Genomic DNA, 16,337 nt, shown 5'->3' on the forward strand with positions numbered 1-16,337 from the left:
ATGGGGTACCCGGCCGGGGCTGAAGCCCCTTTTTTCCTTACATCGTTACTCCCCCGGCTAAAACCGGGGGCTTCTACCGGGTCTCGCTGGCGCGAGACGGGAAGTGTTCCGTGGCTATGTCGCACAGGGGCTGAACCCCCCCCTTTGATTTTTGAGGATGGTTCGGCACGGCTAAAGCCGTGCCCTGATACAAAGCGGTGAGGCTTCCATCTTTCGCTTCGTTTCCCACCTTAGCTTCCCGCCCCAGCGAACTTTGTTCGCCGGGGACTCCGGTTCTCCACCCCAGCGCACGAACACCACGTGCGCCGGGGGCCCCGGTTCGCGAAGGTGGGGCACCCGGGTCCTGCGAACACCCCATTCATGAGAAGCAAATGCAGATCCCTCCGCTGCGCGCCTCCGGCGCTTCGGTCGGGATGACAAGGGAGTGTCGGGATGACAGGGGTAAGGACGGTTCCATTCCCATGTCAGAAAATCCGGACATGGGGCACCGCTGTTCTGTGCAGAGAAAGAAAAGGCCCGCCGAGTGGCGGGCCTTTGTCTGCTGTGGAGCGGAGAGCGGGGATCAGTCGCCCGCGCCGGACTGGACATGCGTGGTGGCATGGTTGCCATGCGGCACGGCGATGACAGCCGTCGGCTGGCCACCGGTGGGGTAGGGCGAGTTCGGATTTTCAGAGAGCGCGCCCGTGTTGGGGTTCAGGGTCATGCTGGTGATGTCGGCGCCGGTGAAGTTGGCGGTGAGGACGACACGGGCAAGGCCGGGATCGATGACGATGCTGGAGGCTCCGGCATCGGCTTTGGCCGCGGAGGAGGCTCCAGCGGTCGGAGCGCCGGTGGCCTGATCGATGGCGTATTCGCTGACGGTCCCTGAGGTGTAGTTGACGAGATAGGCGTAAAAGCCGGTCGGATCGACGGTGACGGCAACCGGGAAGGTTCCGGTAGCGACCGGGCCGCTGTTGATGGCGGTCAGAACGCCCTTCGTGGAGATGGTGTAGCCGATGAGCTGATCCTGCTGGCTGTCCGTGGTGTAGAGGAAGCGGCCGGTGGGATCAAGCGCAAGACCGGTCGGCGTGGCTCCGGCGGTGAAGGGGCTGCCGGCGACGGAGGAGAGCACACCACCCTTCGCGATGGAGAAGCCGTAGATCTGTCCCTGCAGTCCGCTGGGAGCGGGCGGCGCGCCGGTGGTGGGCGGCGTGGTCGTGGTCACGTACGTGTTAGTGGCGGTGACGAACACATAGGGATAAAGGGTGGAGTTGGCGCCGGGCGTGCTCGCTGAAACGAAGGTGAGCGGCGTGGTGGCCACGGTGCCGGGATACCGGCCGAGCGCCCAATAGGGCTGTCCGGTGGCAGTGTTGGTGACCGGGGTGCAGTTGCCGGCGGCGGTGCCGAGGCTGCCGTCAGAGTTGACGTTGTACACCACGAGATCGCCGGGGCCGGGATTGGTGTCGCTGAATCCGCTCTGGTAGAAGTCGACCACAAAGAGCAGGGTTCCGTCGGAGCTGAAGGTCATCGACGAAGGGCTGCTGCCGGGTGTGGTGCAGGCATTCTGTTTGGCGAGGGTTCCGTCGGAGCCGATCTGGAAGCGCACCACTGAGCCGTCGTCGCGGTTGGCAACGAAGAGGTACTGGCTGTCGGGCGAGGTCACTTCCGCCACCGGATTGTTCCCGCCGGAGGCGAAGGGCGAGCCGGTGATCTGCGTCAGAGCTCCGGACTGGGAGTCGACGCGAAAGGCATTGATCTCTCCAGGGGAGTTCTTGTTCGAGGTGACGTAAACGTAATCGATGGTATGGCTCTGACCACATGAGATAGTGCCGAGCCCAACAGCAGCAGTGGCTGCAACCGCCAGCAGAACCTGGCCCGTTTTTCTGAACTTCATGCGCTTCCTTCGTCCCGACCATTGCCGGGAATGCCCGGGCATTATTTGCGGGATCGCTCCCGGTTCGATTGTAAAAGGTTGTACCGCGTTCAGCCATCTTCGAACGGGCCAACTGTGCTGCAAAACAACTCTTCGCTGCGGGCTGCCGGGGCGGGAGAATTCCCCGGCGAAGGGCCGGAAGCGTTTCAGATATGCCACAGCTCCCGCTGTCAGCCGTACGCGCATGCTATTTGCTGACGGCATGCTGGTTGTGCGGAATCGCCGCCACGGAGGTGGGCTGACCACTGGTGACGTAAGGTGAATTCTGATTGTTCACCAGCGTGCCGTTCGTGGTGTTGACCCTCGCACCGGAGATGGTGCCGTCGACGAAGTTCGGGGTGAAGAGGAACTCGTTCAGGCTGGGATCGATGAGCAGGGCGGTAGGGCTGTGTCCCACGGCCAGGGTGGACGAGGAGCCGTTGAGTGCGGGAACGCCGTTCGAGACGGTGTACTCGCTCACGGTGCCGTCGGTGAAGTTGCTCACATACAGATCGCTGCCGTCGGAGCTGAGCACGACGCCTACAGGGAAAGTTCCGGTGGGCGTGGTGGGGCTGGACGGATTGGCCGAAAGAGCTCCGCCGGCGCCGATGACGTAATTGAGAAGCTGATTCTGCGCGGTGTCGGTGACAAAGAGCCCGCTGTTATCGGGACTGACGGCGACACCCAGCGGCTCTGAACCGGAAGCGGTCGTAAAGGGGCTGCCGGCAACGGTTCCCAGGGTACCGCCGGAGCCGACCGTGAAGCCGTAAATCTGACCGGGAAGGCCGGGGACGATGGGCACGGTGCCATTGGTGGGCGGCGTGACGGTCGTGACAAAGATATTGGGGTCGGCTACATAGACAAGCGAGCCATTGGGCGCGGCGGCGACATTACCGGGGTAGTAGCCGAGCGGCCAGTAGCTGAGATTGCCGTTCGCGATCGAGTTGCAGTCACCAGTGGTTGCGCCGGAGGAGCTTGTTATGGGATTGCCCAGGCTGCCGTCCGACTGGATGTGATACACGGCCAGGGCGCCGGGGCCGGGGTTCACATCGGTGAAGCCGGCCTGATAGAAGTCGACGACATAGAGCAGGGAGCCGTCGGGGCTGATGGCCATCGCGGAGGGCTCGGTGCCGGGGGTGTTGCAGGTGTGCTGCGGATAGAGCTTGCCGTCGGTGCCGATGACGAATTCGACGAGGGTGTTGTCGTCGTGATTGGCGACGTAGAGATTCTTGCCGTTGGGCGAGGCCACGTCCGCTACCGGGTTACGTCCGCCGGAGGGGTAAGGCGAATCGGCGATCTGCCGCGCGGCTCCGGATTCGGAGTCAACGATATAGACATTGATCTGGCCGGGGTTGTTCTTGCTGGAGGTGACGTACAGAAAGTCCACAGTGTTGCTTGCGCCGCACGAGGTCAGGCCCAATCCCACGACAACGGTTGCAGCAGCAGCCAGCAGAACCTGGCCCGATTTTCTGAACTTCATGCGCTTCCTTCGCCTCAGCCATTGCCGGCAACGGCATGGGCGTCATAATGCGGGATCGCTCCCGGTTGAATTGTAAAGTCTCGCTTACGGTTAGGCCAGGTGTCTGTGCCGGACGGAGCGAGTAAAACCTGTTTGCGGCGGCTGCCCGATTTTACCGGCGGCCCCGAGAGAGGCCACCGGTGAGGGCAGAAGAGGAGCCGCGAGCGTTAATCCGTTACGCCGGTGGCCACGCACCAGGTCGGAGTCTGCACGGTGGCAAAAGTAGAGCCAGAGCGCAGATCGGTCAGGGTACCGGTGTCCGGATTGATGAGGTGGCCGGTGACGGTGTTGGCATCGGAATCCGCGGTGTAGACGTACTGATGGGTGGGATCCTGGAAGATGCAGACCGGACCGGAACCTGTTCCATAAGGCTCGTCGGAGAGCAGCGTCAGCACGCCGGAGGCGGGGTTGATGGTGAAGCCGGTGATCTCGCTGTTGGAGCTGGAGATGCTGGACGTGGCCTTGGTATTGGCGATGTAGAGGAACTTGGATTTGCTGTCGGCGGTGAGGGCGACAGGGCCTGCAGCGGTTCCGTCATTGGCGGTTACGCCGCCGGTGATGGTCTGCAGGAAGCCGTTGGAGCCCTGGCTGTAGGCGATGATCTGGCCGCTGCCGTTGTTCGCGCCGGCATCCACTACATAGATGTAATTGTTGGAAGAGGTGGCGCCGATGACGCTGATCGCTACTGCGCCGGTGGCCTCAGCGCCGCCGGGGACGGTGGTGAGCTGGCCGGTGGAGGCGGTGTAAGCGTAGGGCAGGATCACCTGATTGTTTTCCGCAGAGCCGGCCGGGAGCGACGGGTCGCTGACTTCGGCGGTATAGACGTTGCCCCCGGTCGCATGGAAGTCGATGGGGCTGCAGCCGACGGGGAAGTAAGTCAGCGGCGTGTTATTGGAGCTGTTCTGCTGGAGATTCGTGACGATCGAAAGGCGTCCGGTGGTGCTGTCCACATTGAAGACGCTGATGTCGCCATAGGGATGGTAGAAACCATCGCTTCCGAGGCAGGGCAGCGTGGCGGTCGGCGCTGTGGAGCCGTTGCTGGTAAAGGGCTCGTAGCTGTCCAGCACGAAGAGGTGCGATCCGGTGCCGTCGAAGGCGATGCGGATAGATCCGTTGCCTGCGCTGTTGTAGCTCTGCTGGAAGGCCAGGGTGCCGTTGCCGCCGATGCTGAACAGGGAGATATTGGCGCCGGTCCAGCTGATGTTGCCGTTGGAGTCGGTCGTGGGCGTGCCCTCATTGAGGACATAAAGGAAGCGTCCGTTGGAGGTCACCAGAGACCGAATGGGATTGGAACCGCCGCTGCTGATGGGAGAGCCCGGAACGGGGCGCAGGCGACCGGTGTTGTTGTCTTCCTTATAGGCACCGATCTGGTTGTAGTAAGAGCCGGTTACGTAAACATATGCTGCGGTGAAATTATACGAGCACGACGTAACTCCGAGAGCGAGAACAAAAGAAGCCGACAGAGCGACTGCAATCCGGCCGAATTTACTCAACTTCATGCGCTTCCTTCAGCCCGGCCATTCGGGGAAATGGTCCTGGCAAAACTGGTACAGGATGGTTCCGCACTATTGTAACCGGACGGGCGGGGAAATGCAGAACGAGGCTCAGAGCAGTGCTCCGGGCCTCGTTTTTGGCTTACCAGACGCGGCAGGGATTGTCGGGCATCATGGGCTGGCCTTTGTGGCAGCCGAAGGCTTTGCCGAACTCGTCGAAGTTCTGCACGCTGCCGTTGGCGCGGAAGCGGCCGGGCGAATGCGGATCGACGCGAGCGGCGACGCGCGATGCCTGATCGGTGCGGTTTTCACACCAGACCTGGGCGAAGGAGATGAAGAAGCGCTGCGCCTCGGTGTAGCCGTCGATCTTCTGATGGACGTTTTTGCCGTCCTGCGCAAGGGTGCTGAGCAGCGCCTGCCAGGCGATGTGAAGGCCGCCGTTGTCGGCGGTGTTTTCGCCGAGCGTGAGCTTGCCGTTGAGCTTCTGGCCGGAGACGGGCTCGAAGCTGCCGTACTCCGTCACCTCGCAGTCGGTGCGCTGATCGAAGGCCTTGCGATCGTCGGGGGTCCACCAGTTCTTCACGTTGCCCTGTCCGTCGTACTGGCTGCCTTCGTCGTCGAAGCCGTGGGTCATCTCATGACCGATGACGACGCCGATGCCGCCGAAGTTGACGGCGGGGTCCTTCGATGCGTCGTAGAAGGGCGGCTGGAGGATGCCGGCGGGGAAGTTGATGTCGTTCAGAGAGGGATCGTAGTAGGCGTTGACGGTGGGCGGCGTCATGCCCCACTCCTTTTCGTCGACGGGGCGGCCGATGTGGTCGAGCTGCCAGGCGAATTCAAAGGCGTCGGAGTTATGGATGTCGGTGATGAAGTTGTCGCGGGTGACTTCGAGTTTCGAATAGTCGCGCCATTTATCGGGGTAGCCGATTTTCTGGCGGAAGTCGTCGAGCTTGGCCTCGGCCTGCTTTTTGGTCTCTTCGGTCATCCAGGGCAGGGACTGAATGTCGGATGCGAGCGCGGTCTTCAGGGCGGCGACCAGTTTTTCCATGCTGGCTTTGTCCTGGGGCGGGAAGTTCTGTTTTACCCAGTCCTGGCCGACGGCTTCGCCGAGGGCGCGGTCGGTGATGGCGGTGCAGCGCTTCCAGCGGGCGGTCTGCTCGGCCTGTCCCTGCAGGGTCTTCTGGAAGAAGCCGAAGCTGGCGTCTTCAAAGGGCGAGGAGAGCCAGGGCGCGGCGCCGTTGATGACGTGGAAGCGGAGATAGCTGCGGATGGCGTCGAGGCTCTGGCCGGTGATGACCTGATTCATCGCCTTGAAGAAGTCCGGTGTGCCGACATTAAGGTCATTGATAGAAGGAGCCTGGATGTCGGAGAGATAGACGCTCCAGTCGAAGTCGGGCGCGAGGCTTTTGAGCCCGGATACGGGCAGAAGGTGGTAGCGCTTGTTCGGGTCGCGCAGATCGACGCGCGCCATGGAGTTTTGGGCGAGCGTGGTTTCGATGTCGATGACATGGCCGGCCTCGGCTTTGGCCTGATCGTCGCTGTCTCCGGCGAGCTTAAAGAGGCTGATGACGTAATCGCGGTACTGATCGCGGATCTTCGCCATGCGGTCGGACTTGTCGATGTAGTAGTCGCGGTCGGGAAGGGTGAGGCCGTCCTGGAAGGCGGCGGCGATCTGACGCGTGGAGTCCTTCTGATCCTGCTCAACGCCGAAGCTGAAGAAGACATTCGAGCCGTTGCGCGACTGCAGCAGGGCAACGAGGGCCGCGAGCTGCTGCCGGTCGTCCAGTTTCGCGATGCGGTCGAGCAGCGGCTGGATGGGCTGGATGCCGAGCTGGTCGGCGCGGTCGGTGTTCATGCAGGCGGCGAAGAAGTCGCCGTACTGGCGCTGCAGGGGCGATGCGGGATGATCGGTGGCCTGCTTCAGCTCCACATAGAGCAGATAGCGGTTGCGCTCGTTGAGCTGATTGAAGCGGCCCCATCGGGACTGATCGCCGGGGATGGGATTGTCTTTGCGCCAGTTGCCGCAGGCGTACTGATAGAAGTCGACGCAGGGGTCCGCGGTCTTGTCGATGGCGGTGAGATCGAAGCTGTGTGGGGCCTTCGGCTCAACGGGCGCGGCTGTGGTCTTTGCATCCGATGCCTCGGGAGCGGACGAGGCGAAGGCGGCATGGGAGGTGAAGGCGAGAGCTCCGGAAAGCAGGATGAGCGAAGCAAGTCGGGTGGGTTGCATGGGTCCTCATTCAGTGCCCGGAGGGCCGGGGGGAGGGTTTTTATCGCCGTGCGAAGGAGAAAGATAACAGAAAGCAGCGGAAAAGCGGCAAAGAAGCGGGCTCCGCTGTGACGAACGGCAGAAAGCGTGGGATTAAAAGAGCGGGTGGTGGCCCCATGTTTGAAAGGACGGATGTGGGGCAATCCTGATTTTATGTTTTGGCGGAGCCGGGCTGAAGCCCCTTTTTTCCCTTTATTCACCGGGCTAAAGCCCGGTGCTTCTACCGGGTCTCGCTGACGCGAGATGAGAAGTGTTCCGTGGCTATGTCGCACAGGGGCTGAAGCCCCTCTTCTTTCGGGTGCTCTTTTCGGCACGGCTGAAGCCGTGCCCTGATACAAAGCGATGACGCCTCCCACCTTAGCTTGCCCACCCCGGCGCACGAACACCCCATGCGCCGGGGACCCCGGTCGCGAAGGTGGGGCACCCGGATTCTTCTCAGAAGGAGGAAATGTAGATCCCTCGGCTTCGCTCGGGATGACAAGGGGAAGGGATTGGGATGACAAGGAAAGGGTTTTTATTTCCATGTCCGAACAGACGGACATGGGGTACCCGGGCACCCGGATTCTTACCTTCCCACCTTAGCTTCCCGCCCCGGCGCACGAACACCGCGTGTGCCGGGGACCCCGGTCGCGAAGGTGGGGCACCCGGATTCTTCAGCGAGAGAATGCTTCGAGCCGGACATCGGCACTCGGCGAGGGACTTATGGATGCGATCGCTTATTGGTTGCTGTTGTTGACGGCGGGTGGTGCAGGCGGCGGGGCCGGGGCATTGACGTCGCGCGCGTCGACCAGCTCGATATCGAAGATGAGGTCGGCTTTGGGCGGGATGGGGCCGCGTCCGGCGGCTCCGTAAGCGAGCTGCCAGGGGATGAAGAGACGGCGCTTTCCGCCGATGTGCATGCCTTCAAAGCCCTGATCCCATCCGATGATGACGCGACGGGAGCCCTGCAGGAACTCGATGGGCTTGCCGCGGTCGAGGGAGGAGTCAAACCTGGTGCCGTCGGAGGCGAGCCAGCCGGTGTAGTGGACGGTGTAGATCTGTCCGGGCCCGGCGAGAGCTCCGGTGCCGAGGGTGATGTCCTGATAGCGCATGACGTACTGCACCTTCATGGGCGCGTGGACGGGAGGGATGTTCTTCGGCAGCGGCGGCTGCGCGGGAGCGGCTCGGTGCGTGGCATGCGCCGCGGTGTGATGCGCGGGCGGCGTCTGGGTCTGCGCATGCGACAGAGCGGCGGCGAGGGCGAAGGGCAGAAGCGCAGCGACAGCGAACCAGCGTGCGTGCATGATCTCTCCGAAGGGTACTGCCAATGTATCAGGAGCGTCTCCGGCGGCTGCCGGGGAAGCGCGACGCCGATCGTGGGTCAGTTTGAAATGCAGAGAAAACAAAGCATTCCTCAGCGGCTGAAGCCGAGCCCTTCCCAAATCATTCAAACCAACCCACTCTCGCGCGTCAGAAGATTTTGAGGTGAATCGTGAGATATTTCTTCGGATCTTTGCGGACGGCCAGGATGAGCTGATTGGTGTTGCGGATCATCTCGTCGGAGTGGTCGTAGAGATCGCGGTTTTTCATGAGCTGGCCGAGGGTACCCTGGCCGCTGTCGACGCCGTTCAGGATCGAATCGAGATGGGTGACGGTGTCGTTGAGCTTCTGCGCGAACTGCGGATCTTTGGCGAGCAGACCGAGGCCGCCTTTGCCTTCGTTGATGCCGGCGAGGAGCTTGTTGAGGTTCTCGGTGGACTGGCGCAGGTTGTTGTAGAGGGTATCGTCCTTCATCAGCTTGCCGACGGTGCCCTGGCCTGAGTCGAGGCGGGTGGCGATGTCGTCGAGCTTGCCGATGGTTTCATTGGCGCGATTGTAGAGCGTGTCGTCGCTGACGAGCTTGCCGATGGAGCCTTTGCCGTTGCTGATCTGATCGACGAGGGACTGGAGCTGATCGAAGGTGCCGACGGCTTTTTTGTAAAGGGTCGGGTCGTTGATCAGCATGCCGATGGAGCCCTTGCCGTTGTTGAGCGCGTCGACCAGGCTGTTGACCTTGGCGAGGATGACGTTGAGCTGCTCGATGGTGCCCTGGCTGGACTTGATGACGTCGCTGAGGTTGGGCGTCTCGGTGGTGTGGAGCTCGTCGCCGTCGCGTACGGGAGAGCCGGACTTGAATTTGCTGGTGATATCGACGACGGTGTCGCCGAGCACGCCGATGGTGTCGAGGTCCGCGGTCGAGTCTTCGCGGATGGCGGCGGCATATTTTTTGTTGATCTTCATGACGACCTCGACGGGCGTGGGGCTGTGCGAGGCCACGATGCGAATGGACCTCACGTTGCCGACGGTGACGCCTTCGAGGTTGACGGGAGCGCCGATCTTGAGGCCGGCGGAGTTCTCAAAGTAGGAATGGAGGGTGACTTTGCCGGTGAAAAAGCCGCCGGTGGTGCCGGTCATAAGAAAGATGAGAGCGAGCAGGGCGAAGATCGCGACCAGCACCAGCACGCCAACCTTCAGTTGTGACCACCGCACTTCCTGCTGGCCCGGCAATGCGCCCCCTCAAAATGAAAGAACTGCTGCTGCGCAGAGGATACCAGAGAGCGAAGAGAAATCGGCCCCCTTGTTCCACGCTGGTTTTTGGATGAAAAAGCGGGGCAGGCCGTTGCAGGAGGATTTTCACAGAAGCGAAACAGTGAAGAATGCGGAAGTTACGGCGCGGTTAAAGCAGAGTGTCGCGGGCGTTGCATGGGGAGGGAAGCGGAGAGCCGGGTCAGGCTTCGAGGTGGACGGTGGCCATGGCGAGGGCGGCGGTGTGGGTGAGCGAAAGCGAGACATGGGTGACGCCGAGCTGTCCGGCGATGGCACGGGCGCGTCCGGAGAGGTGGAGGGTGGGACGCTGGCCGGGAAGGCGGCGGACTTCGAGCTCCTGCCAGGTGACGCCGCGCTGGATGCCGGTGCCGAGGGCTTTGGCGGCGGCCTCTTTGGCGGCGAAGCGGGCGGCGAAGCTTTCGGCGGCGGTGGCGCGGGGACGGCAGTAGGCGATTTCGGCCTCGGTGAAGATGCGGCGGAGGAAGCGGTCGCCGAAGCGCTCGATGGAGTGGGCGATGCGGGGGACTTCGACGAGATCGATACCGGTGCCGACGAGCATAGGAAGGCGGAGGAGCCTGGGTGAGAACTTTCTCATACTACGGGAGCGCTGGGCGGCGAGTGAAGTGCAGGCGTGAATTGTCCGATCAGTGATATGTGCGAGGGAGCGAAGTCCAGGACGGTCACGACGAGGCGACGGCGCGGAGAGAGCTGCGGCTGACGGCGCTTTGCCATGAGGACGCGGCGCGGACGGTGCGCTTTCTGACCGGCGCGGTGATGGCCTGCGGCGGATGGGTGCTGGTGCGGCGGTTTTTCCCGGATGACAGCGCGGAGATGGAGTTCGAGTTTCCGCGGGCGACCTGTGTGGAGATGTACAGCGTTCTGATTGCGGCGGGGCTGGAGCTGATCCGGGAGTCGCACGTGCTGATGGCGGATCTGTGCCAGTGCACCAAAGACCTGATCGAGAGCAAAGGGCTGGAGACCGCCGGGGTGGATCTGCGGGTGCTTCCGGGGAAGCCGGGAGAGAGCAGGGAACAGCGATTAGGGATCAGCGATTAGAAAAGCAGGGTGCAGGTCGCAGGTCGCAGGTCGCAGGTCGCAGGTCGCAGGTCGCAGGTCGCAGGTCGCAGGTCGCAGGTCGCAGGTCGCAGGTGGATGCACACTTCTTTCTGATTGCCGCCTGATCGCCCTCTAATAGCTGATCCCTGCTTTTCTAATCGCTGATCCCTAATCGCTACTCGCTGCTTTTATCCCGCTTCGGCGAGGCCGTAGCGGCGCTGCCAGGTCTCTTTCAGGCGGGCGGAGATGCGGCTTCGTTCCTCTTCGGTCGCCTCGACGCTGGCGTTTTGCACGAAGCGGGAGGATTCTTCCTTCGCAAGCTCGAGCAGGGCGCGATCGCGGACGAGGTTGGCGACGCGGAAGTCGGGGAGTCCGGCCTGGCGGGTGCCGAAGAATTCACCGGGGCCGCGGAGCTGGAGGTCGAGCTCGGCGAGCTCGAAGCCATTCTGGGTGCGGACCATGGCAGCGAGGCGCTCTTCGCCCTGCTGAGAGAGCTTTCCGCCGGTCATGAGGATGCAGTAGGACTTTGCGGCGCCGCGTCCGACACGTCCGCGAAGCTGGTGAAGCTGGGCGAGGCCGAAGCGCTCGGCGTGCTCGATGACCATGACAGTGGAGTTGGGAACATCGACGCCGACTTCGATGACGGTGGTGGAGATGAGGACGTCGAGGTCGCCGCGCTGGAAGCGCGCCATAACCACCTCCTTGTCGTCAGCGCTGAGGCGACCGTGGAGCAGGCCGAGGCGCAGTCCGGAGAGATGCGTGGCGCGCAGGTTTTCGTACATCTCGGTCGCGGACTTGAGTGTGGGCTTCTCGAAAAGTGGGTTAGGGAGCGGCTTTTCTTTGGATTTTTTCGCGGCTTTGGCGGATTTTTTGGCCGGGGCACGCTTTGCGGCTTTTGCAGGCTTCGCGGTCTGGGAGGCTTCGGTTTTCTGTGAAGCTTCGGTTTCGGGATCAGGCGGAGCGAAGTCGAGCTCGGGCTGATCGTCTTTCGGGCCTTCGATGACGGGGTAGACGACGTAGGCCTGATGGCCTTTGGCGACCTGCTCGCGGACGAATTTCCAGACTTCATCGGCGCGTTCGTCGGAGACCTGGCGGGTGACGATGGGCGTGCGGCCGGGGGGCAGCTCGTCGAGCACGCTGAGGTCGAGATCGCCGTAGAGCGAGAGGGCCAGCGTGCGCGGGATGGGCGTGGCGGTCATGATGAGCACGTCGGGCTCGGCGGCGTTGGGCTTCTTCATGAGGCGAAAGCGCTGCAGGACGCCGAAGCGGTGCTGCTCGTCGACGACGACGAGGCCGAGGTTGGCGAACTCGACTTTTTCCTCAATCAGCGCATGCGTGCCGATGACGAGATCGGCTTCTCCGGAGAAGATGCGGCTGCGGGCGAGGCGCTTGACGTCTTCATCCAGCGAACCTGTGAGCAGGGTGATGCGATAGCGGCGCGAGGAGCGATCGAGGAGGCGTCGCGCTGAGAGGTAGTGCTGCGTGGCGAGGATTTCCGTGGGCGCCATGAGCGCGGCCTGACAGCCGTTTTCGATGGCGACGAGCATGGCCTGAAGCGCGACGATGGTTTTTCCGGAGCCGACGTCGCCCTGCAGCAGGCGGCGCATGGGGTGGGGCTGGCGCATATCGCCGGCGATTTCGCCGAGGGCTTTTTTCTGAGCGGCGGTGGGATGGAAGGGCAGAATCTCACGCAGCGCGGAGCGGGCCTTTTCGCTGGTTTCGAAGGCGATGCCGGTCTTCTTCTGAAAACGGCGGCGCTTGAGCTCGAGGCCGAGCTCGAGGTAGAACAACTCTTCGAAGATGAGGCGGCGATGCGCGGGCGTGGCCGAGGACTGCAGGCGCGACATGGGGGTTCCGGCGGGCGGGAAGTGGATGGCGCGGAGGGCCTCGTCGCGTGAGGGCAGCTCGAGACGGTCGATGAGAGCGCGGGGCAGCGTCTCGGGCATCTGCCCTTTCATCTCTTCGAGCAGGTTCCAGACGATGCGGCGTATCCAGCGCGAGGCGAGGCGGCTGCCGCTGAGCGATTCGTAGACGGGCGTGATGCGGCCCACTTCGAGGATGCGGTCGAGGTCGTCGCCGGTGCTGGCGTCGGGAAGGATCTCAAACTGCGGCTGGATCATTTTGAAGCCGCGGCCGGAGCGGGAGGCGTCGACTTTGCCGTAGAGGGCGACCATTTGCCCGGGCCGGAATTTGCCTTCGAGATAGCTGCCGTGGAACCACATGCACTTGAGGGTCGACAGGCCCTGGCCGATGGTCATTTCGTAGATGGGCATGGCGCGGGTGCGGAGAAGAGCGGCTCCGCGGACCTCGCCGATGATGCTGGCGGTTTCTCCGGCTTTGAGCTCGCTGAGAGCGCGCGGGTGCAGGCGGTCTTCGTAGCGGAAGGGCAGATGCAGGAGCAGATCTTCGACGGTGAGGATGCCTTTTTCAGCGAGAGTACCGGCGATCTGCGGGCCGATGCCTCTGACGAACTGTACGGGGGTTTCGAGCTCCGGCACAGAGTGATGGTAGCAGCCAGGAAGCGGTCAGCTAAGGTCCGATCAGCTGACCGCTTTACCAGCTGACCGTTTCACAGCCGGACATCGCTTTTACGATGCTTTGTTAGACTTTGGGTTACTTCCGGAGAATGGATTCGATGGCTGCGGTGGTTGAGCTGGATTGTGTCTCGAAGGTGTACGAACAGAAGATCGCGGTTAAAGATCTGAGCCTGCGCATCGAGGCGGGAACGATGTTCGGCCTGCTGGGGCCGAACGGCGCGGGCAAGACATCGAGCATTCGCATGATGGTCGGCATCACGATGCCGGACTCGGGCACGGTGAGTCTGCTGGGCAAGCCGTTTGCGCGCGAGAGCCTGCGGCGCGTGGGCTATCTGCCGGAAGAGCGCGGCCTCTACAAAAAGATGAAGGTGATGGAGCAGCTGGTGTTCATGGGACAGCTGCGGGGGCTGGACCCGGCGACGGCGGGGAAGCGGGCGCATGCGTGGTGCGAGCGGCTGCAGATTCTGGAGGCCGTGGACAAGAAGACCGAAGAGCTGTCGAAGGGGATGCAGCAGAAGATCCAGTTCATTTCGACGCTGCTGCATGAGCCTGAGCTGATCATTATGGACGAGCCGTTCTCGGGGCTGGACCCGGTGAATGCGACGCTGCTGCAGGACACGCTGATCGATCTGAAGAATCAGGGGCGGGCGATTTTGTTTTCGACGCACCGGATGGATCAGGTTGAGAAGCTGTGCGACGCGATCTGTCTGGTGAATCGCGGGCGGGCGGTGCTGGCGGGCGGGATGCGCGAGGTGAAGTCGCGCTACGAGCGCAACCATGTGCAGATGAGCTTTGAGGGCGATAACTCCTTCCTGCAGCATCCGGCGATTGCGGAGTACAAGGACTACGCGGGACTGGTGGAGATTCGTCTGAAGCCGCATGCGGACGCGCAGGACCTGCTGCGGGAGGCGTCGCGGAAGGCGACGGTGTGGAAGTTCGAGGTGATGGAGCCGTCGCTGGAGGAGATTTTCATTCAGACGGTGGGGGAGAAGATCGATGCGTGATGTGCTGCTGATTGCGAAGCGCGAGTATCTGGAGCAGGTGAAGGGACGCGCCTTCAAGGTCACGACGATTCTGATTCCCGCGGTCTTTGCCGGACTGATTGCGGTGATGGTGTTCGCGGGAAAGAACTCAGGCGCGGGCAAGCACATTGCGGTGGCGGCGGAGAGCCCGGCGCTGGCGGGGGTGGTGCGCGACCAGCTGCTGGCGGACAAAGACGCGCGCATGGTGGTGGATGTGATTGCGCCGGCCGATGCGGCGGCGAAGGCCGATCTGATTGCGAAGGTGAACGGCAAGGAGATCGACGGGTTTCTGTGGATCGAGACGCCGGCGGGCGGGGCGGCGAAGGCGGAGTGGGAGTCGCGCAGCTCAGGTGACTTTGTGACCGAGGGCAGGCTGACGGATGCGGTGAATCATGCGCTGGTGCAGCAGCGGCTGGCGGAGCGGGGTATCTCGGCGGGTCAGGTGGAGACGCTGACGAAGCGGATCGATCTGACGACGATGCGGATCGAGAAGGGCAAAGAGACGGTCTCGAACGCGCTGAATACCTTCTGGGCCGCGTACGCGATGGCGTTTCTGCTGATGTTTACGGTGATCTTCTACGGCATGAACGTGGGCCGCTCGGTGATTCAGGAGAAGACGTCGCGCATTTTTGAAGTGATGCTGGCGACGGTGAAGCCGAGCGACATGCTGGCCGGGAAGCTGATCGGGATTGGCGCGGTGGGGCTGACGCAGCTGGCGATCTGGGGCGCGGCCGGCGCGCTGTTTGCCAGCACGGCGCTGGCGGAGAAGCTGCTGGCGGGCGAGTTTACGATCAGCATTTCGGGAATCGACATTGCGCTTTTTGCGGTGTACTTTCTGCTGGGCTATGCGCTGTACAGCACGCTCTTCGCGGGGCTGGCGGCGACGTGCGACACGGAGCAGGAGCTGCAGCAGTATGCGCCGCTGGCGGCGGTTCCGGCGTGGCTGAGCTTTGGGCTGATCACGTATATCGTGAGCAATCCCAACTCGGTGTGGTCGGTGGCGATCTCGCTGTTTCCGCCGTGCGCGCCGATCACGATGTTTCTGCGCATGGCGTCGCAGTTTCCTCCGGCGTGGCAGATATGGGCTTCGGTGGGCCTGATGGCGGTGTCGGTGTACGTGGTGCTGTGGTTCTCCTCGCGGGTGTACCGCGTGGGCATTCTGATGTACGGCAAGCGGGCCACGCTGCCGGAGATGCTGCGCTGGCTGCGCTATAGCTAAAGGACAGCGAAGAGGCGGTCAGCGGAAAAGCGGTCAGCGGGGAATGCTGTTGTGCGGCTGATTTGTTTCCACCGCTAGAATGAGCCAGTGAGTGCGCGCAGAGAGTTCTCCTTTGGGCAGCGGGTGGCGCTGTGGGTGGTGCCGCGCGTGACGGCGCTGGTGCTGGCGGCGATCGGCGCGACGCTGCGCTTTGAGGTGATTGCCGAAGAGGGCGCGGTTCCGGCGGCGCCTCCGGCGAAGGGCATTTTTTGTTTCTGGCATCGATGCACGCTGCCGTGCGGCTGGTACTTCCGCAAATTTCGCTGCTCGATTCTGATCAGTCAAAGCTTTGACGGGGAGCTGATTGCGCGGACGCTGGGGCTGCTGGGGTATAACAGCGTGCGCGGGTCGAGCTCGCGGGGCGGGTTTGCGGGGCTGCTGGGGCTGCGCGATGTGCTGGCGAAGGGCCTGCCGGTGGTGTTTACGGCGGATGGTCCGCGGGGGCCGATTTACCAGACGAAGATCGGGCCGGTGAAGCTGGCGCAACTGACAGGCGAAGCGATGGGCAGCTTTTATCTGCTGCCGGAGCGGGCGTGGGTGATGCGCTCGTGGGATAGATTTCTTGTTCCTAAACCGTTCTCGCGCGTGGCGGTGAGCTGGGCGCGGGCGGTGGCTGCTCCTGCGGACGATGCCGACGCGGAAACGCTCGAAGCGAAGCGGCAGGAGCTGAACGACGCGCTGGAGCGGGCGCGGCTGCAGGCGGAAAGGCATTTCGCGAAGGGGTGAG

Annotated in this window: 12 protein-coding genes; 4 read left to right on the forward strand and 8 right to left on the reverse strand. The window is 62.8% G+C overall.

From position 1 onward, the window contains the following. Positions 1-562: 562 nt before the first annotated feature. The 7 genes from D0Y96_RS09790 to acpS all read right to left on the reverse strand — a co-directional run bounded on the left by D0Y96_RS09790 (position 563) and on the right by acpS (position 10,332). Positions 563-1,873 (reverse strand): lactonase family protein, encoded by a 1,311-nt coding sequence (locus D0Y96_RS09790; protein ID WP_158562333.1) that lies wholly within the window; start codon positions 1,871-1,873, stop codon positions 563-565. A 226-nt stretch (positions 1,874-2,099) separates the two neighbouring features. After that, entirely contained in the window at positions 2,100-3,371 is a 1,272-nt protein-coding gene (locus tag D0Y96_RS09795) for a lactonase family protein (protein WP_117299178.1), read from the reverse strand. 206 nt (positions 3,372-3,577) lie between these two features. Next, positions 3,578-4,909 (reverse strand): lactonase family protein, encoded by a 1,332-nt coding sequence (locus D0Y96_RS09800; RefSeq protein ID WP_117299180.1) that lies wholly within the window; start codon positions 4,907-4,909, stop codon positions 3,578-3,580. A 136-nt stretch (positions 4,910-5,045) separates the two neighbouring features. Further along, positions 5,046-7,133, reverse strand: a complete 2,088-nt coding sequence (locus D0Y96_RS09805; RefSeq protein WP_117299182.1) for a M13 family metallopeptidase — start codon at positions 7,131-7,133, stop codon at positions 5,046-5,048. A gap of 755 nt (positions 7,134-7,888) precedes the next feature. Then, positions 7,889-8,455: an FKBP-type peptidyl-prolyl cis-trans isomerase gene (locus D0Y96_RS09810; protein WP_117299778.1), complete on the reverse strand. Its 567-nt coding sequence runs from the start codon at positions 8,453-8,455 to the stop codon at positions 7,889-7,891. Between the two features lie 166 nt (positions 8,456-8,621). Continuing rightward, the gene (locus tag D0Y96_RS09815; RefSeq protein ID WP_350449026.1) at positions 8,622-9,680 is read right to left on the reverse strand and encodes an MlaD family protein; all 1,059 of its coding nucleotides are present in this window, start codon (positions 9,678-9,680) and stop codon (positions 8,622-8,624) included. Positions 9,681-9,918: 238 nt separating this feature from the next. After that, the gene (acpS, locus tag D0Y96_RS09820) at positions 9,919-10,332 is read right to left on the reverse strand and encodes a holo-ACP synthase (protein ID WP_350449027.1); all 414 of its coding nucleotides are present in this window, start codon (positions 10,330-10,332) and stop codon (positions 9,919-9,921) included. A 59-nt stretch (positions 10,333-10,391) separates the two neighbouring features. Between acpS and D0Y96_RS09825 the strand changes: the two genes are divergently transcribed. Continuing rightward, the gene (locus tag D0Y96_RS09825; RefSeq protein WP_147324997.1) at positions 10,392-10,793 is read left to right on the forward strand and encodes a hypothetical protein; all 402 of its coding nucleotides are present in this window, start codon (positions 10,392-10,394) and stop codon (positions 10,791-10,793) included. Between the two features lie 188 nt (positions 10,794-10,981). Here D0Y96_RS09825 and recG read toward each other — a convergent pair whose 3' ends face one another. Further along, positions 10,982-13,291 (reverse strand): ATP-dependent DNA helicase RecG, encoded by a 2,310-nt coding sequence (gene recG / locus D0Y96_RS09830; RefSeq protein WP_117299192.1) that lies wholly within the window; start codon positions 13,289-13,291, stop codon positions 10,982-10,984. A 137-nt stretch (positions 13,292-13,428) separates the two neighbouring features. Here recG and D0Y96_RS09835 point away from each other — a divergent pair, with 137 nt between their 5' ends. The 3 genes from D0Y96_RS09835 (at position 13,429) to D0Y96_RS09845 (ending at position 16,336) form a co-directional block, all read left to right on the forward strand. Then, on the forward strand, positions 13,429-14,334 hold the full coding sequence (locus tag D0Y96_RS09835; RefSeq protein WP_117299195.1) for an ABC transporter ATP-binding protein: 906 nt from the start codon (positions 13,429-13,431) through the stop codon (positions 14,332-14,334). Continuing rightward, a complete protein-coding gene (locus tag D0Y96_RS09840; RefSeq protein WP_117299197.1) occupies positions 14,327-15,571 on the forward strand; it encodes an ABC transporter permease in 1,245 nt (414 codons plus the stop codon). The genes D0Y96_RS09835 and D0Y96_RS09840 overlap by 8 nt, the downstream gene beginning before the upstream one ends. Before the next feature lie 87 nt (positions 15,572-15,658). Then, on the forward strand, positions 15,659-16,336 hold the full coding sequence (locus tag D0Y96_RS09845) for a lysophospholipid acyltransferase family protein (protein ID WP_117299199.1): 678 nt from the start codon (positions 15,659-15,661) through the stop codon (positions 16,334-16,336). Position 16,337 lies beyond the last annotated feature (1 nt).

It is taken from the genome of Paracidobacterium acidisoli (assembly GCF_003428625.2).
GTDB classification, from domain to species: domain Bacteria; phylum Acidobacteriota; class Terriglobia; order Terriglobales; family Acidobacteriaceae; genus Paracidobacterium; species Paracidobacterium acidisoli.